14 protein-coding genes are annotated in these 13,998 nt (G+C 69.5%); 11 read left to right on the forward strand and 3 right to left on the reverse strand.

What is annotated here, in order from left to right:
* Positions 1-207: 207 nt before the first annotated feature.
* From RV986_RS41765 to RV986_RS41785, 5 genes are all read left to right on the forward strand, one after another.
* On the forward strand, positions 208-1,401 hold the full coding sequence (locus RV986_RS41765; RefSeq protein ID WP_475922373.1) for an argininosuccinate synthase: 1,194 nt from the start codon (positions 208-210) through the stop codon (positions 1,399-1,401).
* A 100-nt stretch (positions 1,402-1,501) separates the two neighbouring features.
* Positions 1,502-2,935 carry an argininosuccinate lyase gene (gene argH, locus RV986_RS41770; protein WP_475922374.1) on the forward strand — a complete coding sequence of 478 codons (1,434 nt, stop codon included), beginning with the start codon at positions 1,502-1,504 and terminating at the stop codon, positions 2,933-2,935.
* Between the two features lie 154 nt (positions 2,936-3,089).
* The gene (locus tag RV986_RS41775) at positions 3,090-4,061 is read left to right on the forward strand and encodes an aldo/keto reductase (RefSeq protein WP_475922375.1); all 972 of its coding nucleotides are present in this window, start codon (positions 3,090-3,092) and stop codon (positions 4,059-4,061) included.
* Between the two features lie 107 nt (positions 4,062-4,168).
* Complete coding sequence (locus RV986_RS41780) at positions 4,169-4,714, forward strand: TetR/AcrR family transcriptional regulator (RefSeq protein ID WP_475922376.1); 546 nt, start codon at positions 4,169-4,171, stop codon at positions 4,712-4,714.
* A gap of 2 nt (positions 4,715-4,716) precedes the next feature.
* Positions 4,717-6,279: an MFS transporter gene (locus RV986_RS41785; protein WP_475922377.1), complete on the forward strand. Its 1,563-nt coding sequence runs from the start codon at positions 4,717-4,719 to the stop codon at positions 6,277-6,279.
* 110 nt (positions 6,280-6,389) lie between these two features.
* Here RV986_RS41785 and RV986_RS41790 read toward each other — a convergent pair whose 3' ends face one another.
* Positions 6,390-7,061, reverse strand: a complete 672-nt coding sequence (locus tag RV986_RS41790; protein WP_475924627.1) for a lysophospholipid acyltransferase family protein — start codon at positions 7,059-7,061, stop codon at positions 6,390-6,392.
* Positions 7,062-7,447: 386 nt separating this feature from the next.
* Between RV986_RS41790 and RV986_RS41795 the strand changes: the two genes are divergently transcribed.
* The 3 genes from RV986_RS41795 (at position 7,448) to RV986_RS41805 (ending at position 9,790) form a co-directional block, all read left to right on the forward strand.
* Entirely contained in the window at positions 7,448-8,650 is a 1,203-nt protein-coding gene (locus RV986_RS41795; RefSeq protein WP_475922378.1) for a glycerophosphodiester phosphodiesterase, read from the forward strand.
* Between the two features lie 89 nt (positions 8,651-8,739).
* Positions 8,740-9,246: an RNA polymerase sigma factor gene (locus RV986_RS41800; RefSeq protein ID WP_475922379.1), complete on the forward strand. Its 507-nt coding sequence runs from the start codon at positions 8,740-8,742 to the stop codon at positions 9,244-9,246.
* A 46-nt stretch (positions 9,247-9,292) separates the two neighbouring features.
* Positions 9,293-9,790 (forward strand): GNAT family N-acetyltransferase, encoded by a 498-nt coding sequence (locus tag RV986_RS41805; RefSeq protein ID WP_475922380.1) that lies wholly within the window; start codon positions 9,293-9,295, stop codon positions 9,788-9,790.
* A 28-nt stretch (positions 9,791-9,818) separates the two neighbouring features.
* On the opposite strand, the gene RV986_RS41810 is transcribed toward RV986_RS41805, so the two are convergent.
* Complete coding sequence (locus RV986_RS41810) at positions 9,819-10,184, reverse strand: hypothetical protein (protein ID WP_475924628.1); 366 nt, start codon at positions 10,182-10,184, stop codon at positions 9,819-9,821.
* Positions 10,185-10,311: 127 nt separating this feature from the next.
* Positions 10,312-10,671: a hypothetical protein gene (locus tag RV986_RS41815; RefSeq protein WP_475922381.1), complete on the reverse strand. Its 360-nt coding sequence runs from the start codon at positions 10,669-10,671 to the stop codon at positions 10,312-10,314.
* A gap of 585 nt (positions 10,672-11,256) precedes the next feature.
* Here RV986_RS41815 and RV986_RS41820 point away from each other — a divergent pair.
* The 3 genes from RV986_RS41820 (at position 11,257) to RV986_RS41830 (ending at position 13,978) form a co-directional block, all read left to right on the forward strand.
* Positions 11,257-12,291, forward strand: a complete 1,035-nt coding sequence (locus tag RV986_RS41820; RefSeq protein ID WP_475922382.1) for a methionine ABC transporter ATP-binding protein — start codon at positions 11,257-11,259, stop codon at positions 12,289-12,291.
* The gene (locus tag RV986_RS41825; RefSeq protein ID WP_475922383.1) at positions 12,288-13,049 is read left to right on the forward strand and encodes a methionine ABC transporter permease; all 762 of its coding nucleotides are present in this window, start codon (positions 12,288-12,290) and stop codon (positions 13,047-13,049) included. Before RV986_RS41820 ends, RV986_RS41825 begins: the two co-directional genes overlap by 4 nt.
* A 101-nt stretch (positions 13,050-13,150) precedes the next feature.
* Positions 13,151-13,978, forward strand: coding sequence for a MetQ/NlpA family ABC transporter substrate-binding protein (locus tag RV986_RS41830; RefSeq protein ID WP_475922384.1), 828 nt, complete (start codon positions 13,151-13,153; stop codon positions 13,976-13,978).
* Positions 13,979-13,998: the final 20 nt, after the last annotated feature.

Genomic DNA, 13,998 nt, shown 5'->3' on the forward strand with positions numbered 1-13,998 from the left:
AGCGCGTTCCATCGTTCAAGCGCCTCTCGAAGATTTCGTTGCGGTGTTCGTGAGGGCCGTCCGGGCCGTGCGGGCCGTGCGGGCCGTGCGGGCCGTGCGGACCGTGCGGGCCGTCCGAGTCCCCCTTTGGAGTGAACGGAGATTGACGAACCATGCAGACTCCTGCATACTCATGCATGTCAGCGAATGCACTGTGAGGAGAATCCCGTGACCGAGCGCGTCGTACTCGCCTACTCAGGCGGTCTGGACACCTCCGTCGCCATCGGCTGGATCGCCGAGGAGACGGGCGCCGAGGTCATCGCCGTCGCGGTCGACGTCGGCCAGGGCGGCGAGGACCTGGACGTCATCCGCAAGCGCGCGCTCGCCTGCGGTGCCGTCGAGGCCGAGGTCGCGGACGCCAAGGACGAGTTCGCCGAGGAGTACTGCCTCCCGGCGATCAAGGCCAACGCCCTCTACATGGACCGCTACCCGCTGGTCTCCGCCCTCTCCCGGCCGACGATCGTCAAGCACCTCGTCGCCGCCGCCCAGAAGCACGGCGCCTCCACCGTCGCCCACGGCTGCACCGGCAAGGGCAACGACCAGGTGCGGTTCGAGGCCGGCATCGTGGCTCTCGCCCCCGACCTCAAGTGCATCGCCCCGGTCCGTGACTACGCGATGACCCGCGACAAGGCGATCGCCTTCTGCGAGGAGAAGCAGCTCCCGATCGCCACCACCAAGAAGTCCCCGTACTCCATCGACCAGAACGTCTTCGGGCGGGCCGTCGAGACGGGCTTCCTGGAGGACATCTGGAACGCGCCGATCGAGGACATCTACGAGTACACCTCGAACCCGGCCGAGGCCCGCGAGGCCGACGAGGTCGTCATCTCCTTCAAGGAGGGCGTCCCGGTCGCCATCGACGGCCGGCCCGTCACCGTGCTCCAGGCCGTCCAGCAGCTCAACGAGCGCGCCGGCGCCCAGGGCATCGGCCGGATCGACATGGTCGAGGACCGGCTCGTGGGCATCAAGTCCCGCGAGGTGTACGAGGCTCCGGGCGCGATCGCGCTCATCACCGCCCACCAGGAGCTGGAGAACGTCACCGTCGAGCGTGAACTCGCCCGCTACAAGCGGCAGGTCGAGCAGCGCTGGGGCGAGCTGGTCTACGACGGCCAGTGGTTCTCCCCGCTCAAGCGCGCCCTGGACGGCTTCATCGACGAGGCCAACCAGCACGTCAACGGCGACATCCGGATGACCCTGCACGGCGGCCGCGCGGTCGTCACCGGCCGACGCTCCGACACCTCGCTCTACGACTTCAACCTGGCGACGTACGACACCGGCGACACGTTCGACCAGGCCGCCGCCAAGGGCTTCATCGACATCTACAGCCTGTCGTCGAAGATGGCCGCCAAGCGGGACCTCGGGTAACACCGACGGGTGCCTCGCACACGCTGACCTGACAGCCGCCTCCTCACCTGGAAAGGTGGGGAGGCGGTGGCACATCCGAACCCTTCGAGGAGCAACGCAAGTGAGCAGCAACAGCGGTGACGTCCGGCTCTGGGGCGGCCGTTTCGCCGACGGCCCCGCCGAGGCCCTGGCCAAGCTGTCCGCGTCCGTCCACTTCGACTGGCGGCTCGCGCCGTACGACCTCGCCGGATCGCGTGCCCACGCGCGCGTGCTGCACAAGGCGAACCTCCTCGACGACGACGAGCTGACCCGCATGCTCGCGGGCCTCGACCAGCTCGAAGCCGATGTGGTGGACGGCTCCTTCGTGGGCACCGTCGCCGACGAGGACGTGCACACGGCCCTGGAACGCGGGCTTCTGGAGCGCCTCGGCCCCGACCTCGGCGGCAAGCTGCGCGCGGGCCGCTCGCGCAACGACCAGGTGGCGACCCTCTTCCGGATGTATCTGCGCGACCACGCCCGGACCGTCGGCGGCCTCGTCGCCGAGCTCCAGGACGCGCTGATCGGCCTGGCCGAGGCCCACCCGGACGTCGCGATGCCCGGCCGTACGCACCTCCAGCACGCCCAGCCGGTCCTGTTCGCCCATCACGTCCTCGCCCATGTGCAGTCCCTGTCCCGGGACGCGGAGCGGCTGCGCCAGTGGGACGAGCGCACGGCCGTGTCGCCGTACGGCTCGGGCGCGCTGGCCGGTTCCTCGCTCGGTCTCGACCCGGAGTCGGTCGCCAGGGACCTCGGCTTCGAGCACGGCTCGGTGGCGAACTCCATCGACGGCACGGCCTCCCGCGACTTCGTCGCCGAGTTCGCCTTCATCACCGCGATGATCGGCGTCAACCTCTCCCGGATCGCCGAGGAGGTCATCCTCTGGAACACGAAGGAGTTCTCCTTCGTCACCCTCCACGACGCCTTCTCGACCGGCTCGTCGATCATGCCGCAGAAGAAGAACCCGGACATCGCGGAGCTGGCGCGCGGCAAGTCGGGCCGTCTGATCGGCAACCTCACCGGCCTGATGGCGACGCTCAAGGCGCTCCCGCTCGCGTACAACCGCGACCTCCAGGAGGACAAGGAGCCCGTCTTCGACTCCATCGACCAGCTGGAGGTCCTGCTCCCGGCCTTCACCGGCATGATGGCCACGCTGACCGTGCACCGCGAGCGCATGGAGGAGCTGGCCCCGGCCGGTTTCTCGCTCGCCACCGACATCGCCGAGTGGCTGGTCAAGCAGGGCGTGCCGTTCCGTGTCGCGCACGAGGTCGCGGGCGAGTGCGTGAAGGTCGCCGAGGCCGACGGCAAGGAACTGGACGGCCTCACCGACGAGCAGTTCGCGAAGATCTCCGCCCACCTCACCCCCGAGGTGCGCTCCGTCCTGAACGTCCCGGGCGCCCTCGCCTCCCGCGACGGCCGCGGCGGTACGGCACCCAGCGCGGTCGCCGTCCAGCTCGCCGAGATCAAGTCGGACGTGGCGGCCCAGCACACATGGGCCACGGCCAAGAAGAAGCGGTAGGGGAGGCGCCCCGAAAGGGGCGCGGGGAACTGCGCGAGCAACCCACACAATCCCGCACCCGCCACATCGCCGCACCAACCGAGCTCTGAGGCGAAGGTCATCGCGGGTTACGTTGGTCAGGAGCCGCACCGGAGCCGACCGAACGGAGCCCGCGATGCCCTTCGCCCGTCTCGCCACCGCCACGACGCCCACCTGCCACATCGGCCTGGGCCTTGCCGCCGTCGGCCGCCCGGGTTACATCAACCTCGGCCGAGACCATGACCTCGGAGAGGATCGCGGCGTCGAAACGCTGCGCGAGCGCACCCGTGAACTCCTCGACGCCGCCTACGCCCAGGGTGTGCGCTACTTCGACGCGGCCCGCTCGTACGGCCGCTCGGAGGAGTTCCTCGCCGACTGGCTGAGGAGCCGGCCGGACGTCGACGACGTGGTCATCGGCAGCAAGTGGGGCTACACCTACACGGCCGGCTGGACCACGGACGCCGAGAAGCACGAGGTCAAGGACCACAGCCTCGCCACCTACGAGCGGCAGCGCGCCGAGACGGCCGCGCTGCTCGGCGACCGGCTCGACCTCTACCAGATCCACTCGGTGACCCCTGACAGCCCGGCCCTCACCGACAAGGAACTCCACGCCGAGCTCGCCGAGGCGGCCGCCCAGGGCCTCGCGATCGGTTTCTCCACCAGTGGGCCCGCCCAGGCCGACGCCATCCGCGCCGCGCTCGCCGTGACGGTCGACGGCGAGCCTCTCTTCCGTACCGTCCAGTCCACGTACAACGTCCTGGAGACCTCGGCCGCTGCCGCCCTCGCCGAGGCGCACGACGCCGGGCTCACGGTGATCGTCAAGGAGGGCATGGCCAACGGCCGCCTGGCCCCCGAGTACGCGCCGGACGCGGTGCGGGCGATCGCGGAGGAGACGGGCCTCGGCGCCGACGCGGTCGCCCTCGCGCTGATCCTGCGGCAGCCCTGGGCCGGAGTCGTCCTCTCCGGCGCGGCCACCACCGCTCAGCTCGCCTCGAACCTGCACGCGGCGGTCGTCGACCTGGACGAGGACCGGCTGACCCGCCTTGCCGCGCTCGCGGAGGACCCGCGCAGGTACTGGGAGCACCGCGGACAGCTGCCCTGGCACTGAGCCCGCCGGAAAACTCAAGCACCTCAAAAGCTGACGAAATGGAACATGGATGAGACGCACACGCTCCCGATGAGACATCCATGTCTCACGTGGGGTACTGTTGTCTCATGGCTGTCGACCGTGACCACGTGCTGCGCAGCGCAGCCGCCCTGCTCACCCGCAAATCCACCGCCACCATGGACGAGGTCGCCAAGGCGGCCGGGATCAGCCGGGCCACGCTGCACCGCCAGTTCGCCGGGCGGGACGCGCTCGTACGGGCGCTGGAGGCGCTCGGTATCGAGGAGTGCGAGGCGGCACTCGATGCCGCCCGCCTCGACGAGGGCACCGCTCAGGAGGCCCTGCGCCGGCTGGTGAAGGAGCTCGAAAGAGTGGCCGGGCTGCTCGCCTTCCTCTACACCGAGAACCAGCTGTTCGAGGGTGAGGGACAGAACGAGGGCTGGGCCCGGCTCGACGCCCGGATGGCCGCCCTGTTCCGGCGCGGCCAGGAGTGCGGCGAGTTCCGCATCGACCTCAGCCCCGCCTGGCTCACCGAGGCGCTCTACGGGCTCATGGCCTCCGGGGCGTGGGCCGTGACCGAGGGCCGGGTCGCCGCCAAGGACTTCCACTACATGATCGTCGAGCTGCTGCTCGGCGGCGCACTACGGAGAGAGTGATCATGACCAGCGCCCTGCAGCATGGGGGTGCCCCCTGCTCGAGCGAAGCCGAGAGCTTGGGGGAGTACAAGGCGGAGGTGGAGAAGCGACCGGGCCGATGGCTCGCGCTCTCCGTCCTCGTCCTCGCCGTGCTGCTGGTGGCCGTCGACGCGACCGTGCTCGGTCTCGCGACCCCTTACATCAGCGAGGACCTGAAGCCCTCCGGCACGCAGCTCCTGTGGATCGGTGACGTCTACTCGTTCGTCATCGCGGGCCTGCTCGTCTCCATGGGCAGTCTCGGCGACCGCATCGGCCGCAAGAAGCTGCTGCTGACGGGCGCCACGGTGTTCGGCGCGATATCCGTGCTCAACGCCTACGCGACGACCCCGGAATTGATGATCCTGGCGCGGGCGCTGCTCGGTGTCGCGGGCGCGACCCTGATGCCCGCCACGCTCGCCCTGATCCGCAACCTCTTCCACGACCCGCGCGAGCGCAGCCTCGCCATCGGCATCTGGGGCGCGACGGCCTCCGCCGGTACGGCGGTGGGGCCGGTCGCCGGTGGCTTCCTGCTCGAACACTTCTGGTGGGGTTCGGTCTTCCTCATCAACGTGCCCGTGATGCTGCTCCTCGTCCCCGTCGGCATCAAGCTGCTGCCCGAGTCCCGCAACCCGAACCCCGGCCCCTGGGACCTGGCCAGTGTCGTCCTCTCCCTCGTCGGCATGATCGGCATCGTGTACGCGGTGAAGGAGGCCGCCACACACGGGCTCAGCGGGACCTCGGCGGCCGTGGGCCTGCTCGGCGTCGGCGCCCTCTACGGCTTCGTACGCCGTCAACTCGCGATGCCCGTACCGCTGTTGGACATGCGGCTGTTCCGCAACCGTGGCTTCTCGGCGGCGGTGCTCGCCGATCTGCTGACCGTGTTCGGTCTGTCCGGACTGGTCTTCTTCCTGTCGCAGTACCTGCAACTCGTGCAGGACAGGCCGCCCTTCGAGGCGGGGCTCGCCGAACTGCCCGCCGCCATCGGCGCGGTGGGGGCGGGGCTGATCGCGGGCTCGGTCGCGCGCCGCTACTCGGTCCGTGCCGTGGTCTCCGCCGGTCTGGCCGCCGTGGGCCTCGCGCTCGCCGTGCTCACACTGCTGGACCGGTCCACCGGCTATCCGGTGCTCGGCGCGGCGCTGCTGGTCGTCGGTGTCGGCGCGGGCTTCTCGTTCACCGTCACCGCCGACGTGATCCTCTCCAGCGTGCCCAAGGAGCAGGCCGGCGCCGCGTCCGCGGTCTCCGAGACGGCCTACGAGCTCGGCGCCGCCCTGGGTATCGCCCTGCTCGGCTCCATCGTCACCGGCGTCTACGCGGGCTTCGTCGGACCGGCGGGCACCCCGGCGGGAGCGCACGAGTCCCTGGGCGGCGCGGTGCAGGCGGCGGCGACCCTGCCCACCCACACCTCGGAGGCCCTGCTGACCGCGGCTCGTACGTCCTTCGTGGACGGCCTGGCACTGGCGTCGGGCATCGGAGCGGCGGTACTGCTCGCCACAGCGGCAGCGGCCTGGTTCCTACTGAAGGGCCAGAACCTGGAATCCGGGGTCTAGGCAGGCGCCCCGTCAGGGGCGCGGGGCTGTGACATTGTGCGGCTCTGCCGCGTGGGCGCGACCAGCCACAACGCACCCGCACCCGAGATACGGCCGAACCGCCGGAGGTGCTACGCGGCCTTGGCCTTGGTGGCGTACATGTCCACGTACTCCTGACCCGACAGCCGCATGACCTCGGTCATCACGGAGTCCGTCACGGCCCGCAGCACATACCGGTCACGGTCCATGCCTTCGTACCGCGAGAACTCCAGCGCCTCACCGAAGCGGACCGTGACGCGGCCCGGCCGCGGCATCCCCGCACCGCCGGGCTGCAGCTTGTCCGTGCCGATCATCGCGAACGGGACGACCGGGGCGCCGGTCATCAGGGTGAGGCGGGCGATTCCGGTGCGGCCGCGGTAGAGCCGGCCGTCGGGGGAGCGGGTGCCCTCCGGGTAGATGCCGAAGACCTTGCCCTCCTCCAGCACGCGACGGCCCGTCATCAGCGCCGCGACACCGCCGTTGGCGCCGTCCCGGTCCACCGGGATCATGCCGACGCCGGTGAAGAACCAGGCCATGAGGCGGCCCTTGAGCCCCTTGCCGGTGACGTACTCGTCCTTGCCGATGAAGAGCACCTGCCGGTCGCAGACCAGCGGCAGGATCATCGAGTCGATGAACGTGAGGTGGTTGCCGGCCAGGATCACCGGACCGTCGCCCGGGATGTGCTCCACGCCTTCCACCCGTGGGCGGAACATCAGGCGCATGATCGGTCCGAGCACTGCCTTGATGAGCGCGAAGCGGGACAACGGGCCCTCCGGTGTCAAGGGATCGGTATGGAGTCTGTGCAGGTGAGGACGATACTCGTGGCCCCCCGGTGATTGCACATCGGGTTCACCGAGTGGATACGCACTGTTGGCGATTGTTTACCTGACGTGGCGTTCCGTCGACCGGTTGTCACCCGTTCGACACGATGTGCCGGGCGTGTGTGCGTCGCACGGGTGACGCGGCGCCCCTCTCGGCCGACTACCCGGCATCGCCGACCCGAACCCGACGAACCGTCACCTCCTCCCATCCCGTACGACATCCAGCGGAACTCACGTGTTCCGCCACAGGTCTCCCTCCGGTCACACAAGGGAACCTACGATCGACGCGCTTTGACAGGTGCGTGGTGGGGACAACAGGAGGAGCGCTCATGGGCACGCAGGAGATACCGGGGACACCGGAGTCGCAGCGGCCGAACGGGCAGGACCGGGGTACGGCGCGGCGGGCGCTGCTCGGGGCCGCGGTGCTCGGCGCGGGCGGAGCGGTCCTCGGACTGCCGGGTGCGGCGAGGGCCGATGAGCGGCACGGGAGCGGCGGGTCCGCCGGCGGTTACAAGAGCCTGCCCAAGCCGACCGTCATCGGGCACCGGGGCGCCAGCGGCTACCGGCCGGAGCACACCTTCGGCTCGTACCAGCTGGCCCTCGACATGGGCGCCGACGTCGTCGAGGCCGGTGACCTGGTGCCCACCAAGGACGGCCACCTCGTCTGCCGCCACGAGCCCGAGATAGGCGGCACCACCGATGTGTCGTCGCACCCCGAGTTCGCCGACCGCAAGACCACCAAGACCCTCGACGGCATCCCCACCACCGGCTGGTTCACCGAGGACTTCACGCTGGCCGAGCTGAAGACCCTGCGGGCCGTCGAGCGCATCCCCGCCAACCGCCCGCACAACACGCTCTACGACGGCCGCTGGGAGATCCCCACCTTCGAAGAGGTGCTCCACTGGCAGGACGAGCAGACCCGCAAGCGCGGCAAGCAGGTCTGGATCTACCCCGAGACCAAGCACCCCACCTACTTCCGGGCGCTCGGCCTCGGCCTGGAGGAGCGGCTCGCGAAGATCCTGCGCAAGCACGGCAAGGACAGGAAGAACTCGCCGGTCATCATCCAGTCCTTCGAGCCGACCAGCATCCAGCGCCTCGACAAGCTCGTCGACAACCCGCTCGTCGTGCTGCTGTCCGCCGCGGGCACCCGCCCCTGGGACTTCGTCACCGCGGGCGACCCGCGCACCGTCACGGACCTCGTCACGCCCGCGGGCCTGAAGTGGATCGCCTCGTACGCGCAGGGCATCGGCCCCACGCTCGACCTGGTCATCCCCAAGGACGCGAGCGGCGCCCTCACCACGCCGACCACGCTGGTGGCCGACGCGCACCGCGCGGGCCTGGTCCTGCACCCGTACACCATACGCAACGAGAACATCTTCCTGCCCGCGAACTTCCGCAAGGGCACCGACCCGAACGCCTACGGCGACGTGTTCGGCGCCTTCAAGACCTACTTCGCCACGGGCATCGACGGCGTCTTCTCCGACAACTCGGACACCGCGCTGCTCGCCCGCGCGGACTTCCTCAACGGCTGATCCCGTCAACGGACGACCGGGCCACCCCGATGGGGTGACACTCGACCGCCCCGGCAACCTCGTGCCGGGGCGGCCGCGTCCCGCCGCATATGACCCACGAGATGGTTTCCACCCTGCGCCCGCTGCTCGCCGCCGAGGCCTCGGCGGAGGCATATGCGACCGGAACCGAACAGAGCGACCTCGAACAGGCCGTCTGGCTGCGCCTTCTGGAGCGCCTCGACTCGGACGGCCCGCCCCTGGACCCACAGGGTTGGCTGCGCCGCGCCGTACGCTCCGAGGTCCGCCGTACCCGCCGCAGGGCCCGTCATGAACGGCCGTACATCTCCGAACCGGCCGACGAGAGCGGGGCCGGCCCCGAGCAGCAGGCGATGACCGCCGACTGTCACCGCGCCCTGCACGACGCGGTCCGCAGGCTGCCCGGCCGCTGCCCGAGCCTGATGGCGGCGCTGCTCTCCCCGAAGGACCTCACCTACCGCGAGATCGCAGGTGAGTTGGGTATCTCACAGGGCAGTCTGGGTCCGGAACGTTCCAGATGCCTGGGATGTCTGCGTCGATTGCTCGCACCGGTGGTTGCGGCCCACGAACCACGGGGATAGGAGTGGGGGACGACCGGTGGAACAGGTGAGCGGGAGGCATGCACACATGGGCATGAGCGTGACCATCTCGGCGGCGACCGAGCAGGACGCAGAGCAGATCCTCAAGCTGCAGTACCTCTGCTACCAGAGCGAGGCCGAGCTGTACGGCGACTACGGCATCGAGCCGCTCACGCAGCCGCTCGACTCGCTCAGGGCGGAGCTTGCGGGCGGCACGGTGCTGGTGGCCCGGCTGGGCGACGAGGTGGTGGCCTCGGTCCGCGGAGCCGTGGATCCGGACGGCACGGCCCGCATCAACAAGCTCATCGTCCACCCGCGCATGCAGCGGCACGGGATCGGTGCCCGGCTCCTGCGCGCCGCCGAGGCGGCTCTCGCGGAAGAGCGCGGTGCCAAGAGGTTCCAGCTCCACACGGGCCACCGCAGTGACGGCAACCTGCGGCTCTACCAGCGTGTGGGCTACGAGACGGTCGGCACCTCGAAGGGCAATGACGGCGTCCCCGTGATCGTCCTGGAGAAGCCGGCGGGAACGTACGCGACGACGGCGTAGACGCGCCACGAAGGGACGCGGTGGTCCTCTACCGACCGGTGGAGCGTCCTCGTAGCCAGTACATCGCCGACAGCGGCAGCAGCACCGGGATGAACAGATAACCCATCCCGTAGTCCGACCAGACGGTGGCGTCGGGGAAGGCGGACGGCTCGACCAGAGTCCAGGTCCCGACGGTCAGTACGCCCACGAGCTCGGCGGCGCAGCACACCAGCGCCGCCCTGCGGGCCGTCTCGCCGCCGCGTACGAGCGAGTAGGTGATGAAGCCGTAGACGAGGCCCGCGACCGCCGACAGGGAGTAGGCGAGCGGGGCCTTGTCGAACTCCGTCGAGATCTGCACGGCGGAACGCGACACGGCGCCGACCACCATCACGCCGTACAGCCAGAGCAGCAGCATGCCGGGGCCGCTGATCAGCCTGGTGCGCTTCTTCTCCTGGTCCTTCTGGTCCTTCTGGTCCTTCTGACTCCGCTGATTCTGCTGATTCTCTTGAGGCGCGGTCCCGTTCTCGTCCGTGGCCGTCATCTCAGCCTCCCCAGATGTCATAGAGCCGCACCTCCAGTACGGCGAGGACGACGCCGCCGGCCGCCACCGTGATCGAGCCCCAGCGGGTGCGCTCCGCCAGCGACATGAAGCCCGCGGCGGGAATGCACGCGAAGGCGCCGAGCAGATACGCCACGAAGATCGTCGTGCCCTGGTCCGCCTTCTCGCCGCGCGCCAACTGGACGATGCCGATCACCAGCTGGACGACGGCGAACAGCGACACCACGGCCATGCCGATGAAGTGCCAGTCCTTGGTGGGCTGATCACGGTAGGCGGCCCAGCCGCACCAGGCGGCGAGCGCGAGCGCGGCGACGGCGGTCGCGATCGTCAGGGCATCAAGCATGCCGTGACCCTATTACGGGCCAAACGACCCGGTGCCCGCACCCCCGGCCCGTCGCCACGGCCGGTGGTGCCCCTCGCCCGAGCCCGACCGCCGTGGTGTTGGCCACAGCCCGCCCGGTGCCCGGACCGGACACGGACCTCGTGGCACCGCGCCCTTGCCCGTGTCGGCGCTGGTCAGGGGCGGGTGAGCAAGGATCTCCCGCAGGGGCCCCGAGGTGTCCACGGCTGTCCGCATTACGGACAGCGGTTCCGGGTCCCGTCTGTGTGTCTGCTTTACTTGATCCCATGACCACGACGAGCAACCGCATCCTTGCGACCGAGGCGACCATGACGCCCGGTGCTCGTTGTATGTGTCGAATGTGCGCCTTCTAGAGGGCCCCCGCACCACCGCCCCGTCTCGCGCCCCGAAGCGAGACAGCCGCGCCCTGTCCGTACCCCGTACGTGAGCGGCGCCGCCCCGCGCACATGTTCTCCCCCGGATACATCCGGTTCCATCGCCACCGCGAGAACCGTGTCGCGTTCCCGACCGAATGCATCCGTGCGTGCGCACACCCGCGCCCCGCACTCGACAGTGACGGAAACCCCAGTGATCACGACAACGGGCCTCAGCAAGGTCTACCGCTCGCGCGGCCGTGAAGTGACCGCCCTCGACGGCGTCGATCTACATGTCCGCGAAGGCGAGGTGTACGGCGTCATCGGCCGGTCCGGCGCCGGCAAGTCCTCCCTCATCCGCTGCGTCAACCTCCTGGAGCGTCCCACCGCCGGCACGGTCACCGTCGCCGGACAGGACCTCACCGCGCTCGTCGGCCGCGGCCCGCGCGCGGGCAAGGAGCTCCGGCGGGCGCGCAGCCGTATCGGCATGGTCTTCCAGCACTTCAACCTGCTGTCCTCGCGCACGGTTCAGGACAATGTCGAGCTGCCGCTCGAAATCCTCGGCAAGTCGGGGAAGGAACGTTCCTCCAAGGCGCTCGAACTCCTCGACCTGGTCGGCCTCTCCGACAAGGCCAAGGTCTACCCGGCACAGCTCTCCGGCGGCCAGAAGCAGCGCGTCGGCATCGCCCGCGCCCTGGCCGGCGACCCCAAGGTGCTGCTCTCAGACGAGGCCACCAGCGCCCTCGACCCCGAGACCACCCGCTCCATCCTCCAGCTGCTGCGCGACCTGAACCGACAGCTGGGCCTGACCGTCCTGCTCATCACCCACGAGATGGACGTCGTCAAGACGATCTGCGACTCGGCCGCGCTCATGGAGAAGGGCCGCATCGTCGAGTCCGGCACCGTCGGTGAACTGCTCGCGACGCCCGGCTCGGAGCTGGCCGCCGCGCTCTTCCCGGTCGGCGGCGACGCCTCCGGCGACGACCGCACGGTCATCGACGTCACCTTCCACGGCGAGGCGGCGACCCGGCCCGTCATCTCGCAGCTCTCACGCACGTACAACATCGACATCTCGATCCTGGGCGCCGCGATGGACACGATCGCCGGCAAGCAGGTCGGCCGGATGCGCATCGAACTGCCCGGCCGCTACGACGAGAACGTCGTGCCCATCGGATTCCTGCGCGAGCAGGGCCTGCAGATCGACGTTCAGGGTGAGCAGCCCGTACTGGCGAAGGACGGTGCCAAGTGACCTGGTCGGAGATGCAGCCGCTGCTGTCCCAGGCGTGTTGGGACACGCTCTACATGGTCGGCTGGTCCACGCTGATCGCGATCGTCGGCGGTCTGCCGCTCGGCATCCTGCTCGTTCTGACCGACCGCGGCGGGCTCCTGCAGAACGTCCTCGCGAACAGGGTCATCGGGCAGGTCGTGAACATCGCCCGCTCGATGCCGTTCATCATCCTGATGGTCGCGCTGATGAACTTCACGCGCACGATCACCGGGACGACCATCGGGCGCGAGGCGGCCATCGTGCCGCTCGCCATCGGCGCGATCCCCTTCTTCGCCCGTCTTGTCGAGACGGCTGTCCGCGAAGTGGACGGCGGACTCGTCGAGGCCGTGCAGTCGATGGGCGGCAACACCTGGACGGTCGTCCGCAGGGTGCTCGTACCGGAGTCGCTGCCGTCGCTGATCTCGTCCGCGACCACCACGGTCGTCGCCCTCATCGGCTACTCCGCGATGGCCGGCACCGTCGGCGCCGGCGGGCTCGGCGACATCGCCATCCGCTACGGCTACCAGCGCTTCGAGACCGGACTGATGTGGATCACCGTGGCGATCCTCGCCGTCGTCATCTCGGTCATCCAGTTCGCCGGCGACTACGCGGCCCGCACCCTGCACCGGCGCGGCGGCCAGTCCGGCGGCGCACCGAAGCTGCGGCTGCTGAAGGCCGGGCAACCCGCCACGGCGGAGACCGGGCAACCCGCCACCGCCGAGACCGGCAAGGTCGCCTGAGGCGCCCGAGCACTCCTTCTCCCCCCACCTCCCCACCACCCGCAAATTTCCCCGTACTACCCACCACGGGGTTGCTCCACCCTTAAGGAAAGGCACTTTTCGTGCGTAACACGGCCAAGATCACCACTGCAGTTCTCGCCGCCGGAGCCCTCACCCTCGGCCTCTCCGCCTGCGGTTCGGACAAGAGCAGCGCCTCCGACACCAGCGGTCCGCTGGTCGTCGCCGCGAGCCCCACCCCGCACGCCGAGATCCTCGACTACGTCAAGGACAACCTGGCGAAGAAGGCGGGCCTCGACCTGGAGGTCAAGGAGTTCACGGACTACGTCACGCCGAACACGGCGACCGAGGACGGGTCCGTCGGCGCCAACTACTTCCAGAACCAGCCGTACCTCGACGACTTCAACAAGAAGAACGGCACCCACATCGTGCCCGTCGTCACGGTGCACCTGGAGCCGCTCGGCCTCTACTCCCACAAGGTCAAGAAGGTCGACGAGCTCAAGAGCGGCGCGACGGTCGCCGTCCCGAACGACACGGTCAACGAGGCGCGCGCGCTCAAGCTGCTCGCGACCAACGGGATCATCACGCTCAAGGACGGCGCGGGCAACGACGCGACCACCAAGGACATCGTGAAGAACCCGAAGAACCTCAAGTTCAAGGAGCTGGAGGCGGCCCAGACCCCGCGCTCCCTGGACGACGTCGACGCCGCGGTGATCAACGGCAACTACGCCATCGAGTCCGACCTCAAGCCCGCCGAGGACGCCCTCGTCCTGGAGTCCGCGACGAACAACCCGTACGGCAACTTCCTCGCTGTCAAGAAGGGCAACGAGAGCGACCCGCGGGTGAAGAAGCTCGCCAAGCTGCTCACCTCGCCCGAGGTCAAGAAGTTCATCGAGGACAAGTACGCCGGTTCGGTCATCCCGTCGTTCTAGTTCTTCTTCGCCGACGGACG

Source organism: Streptomyces sp. RLA012, from assembly GCF_056270325.1.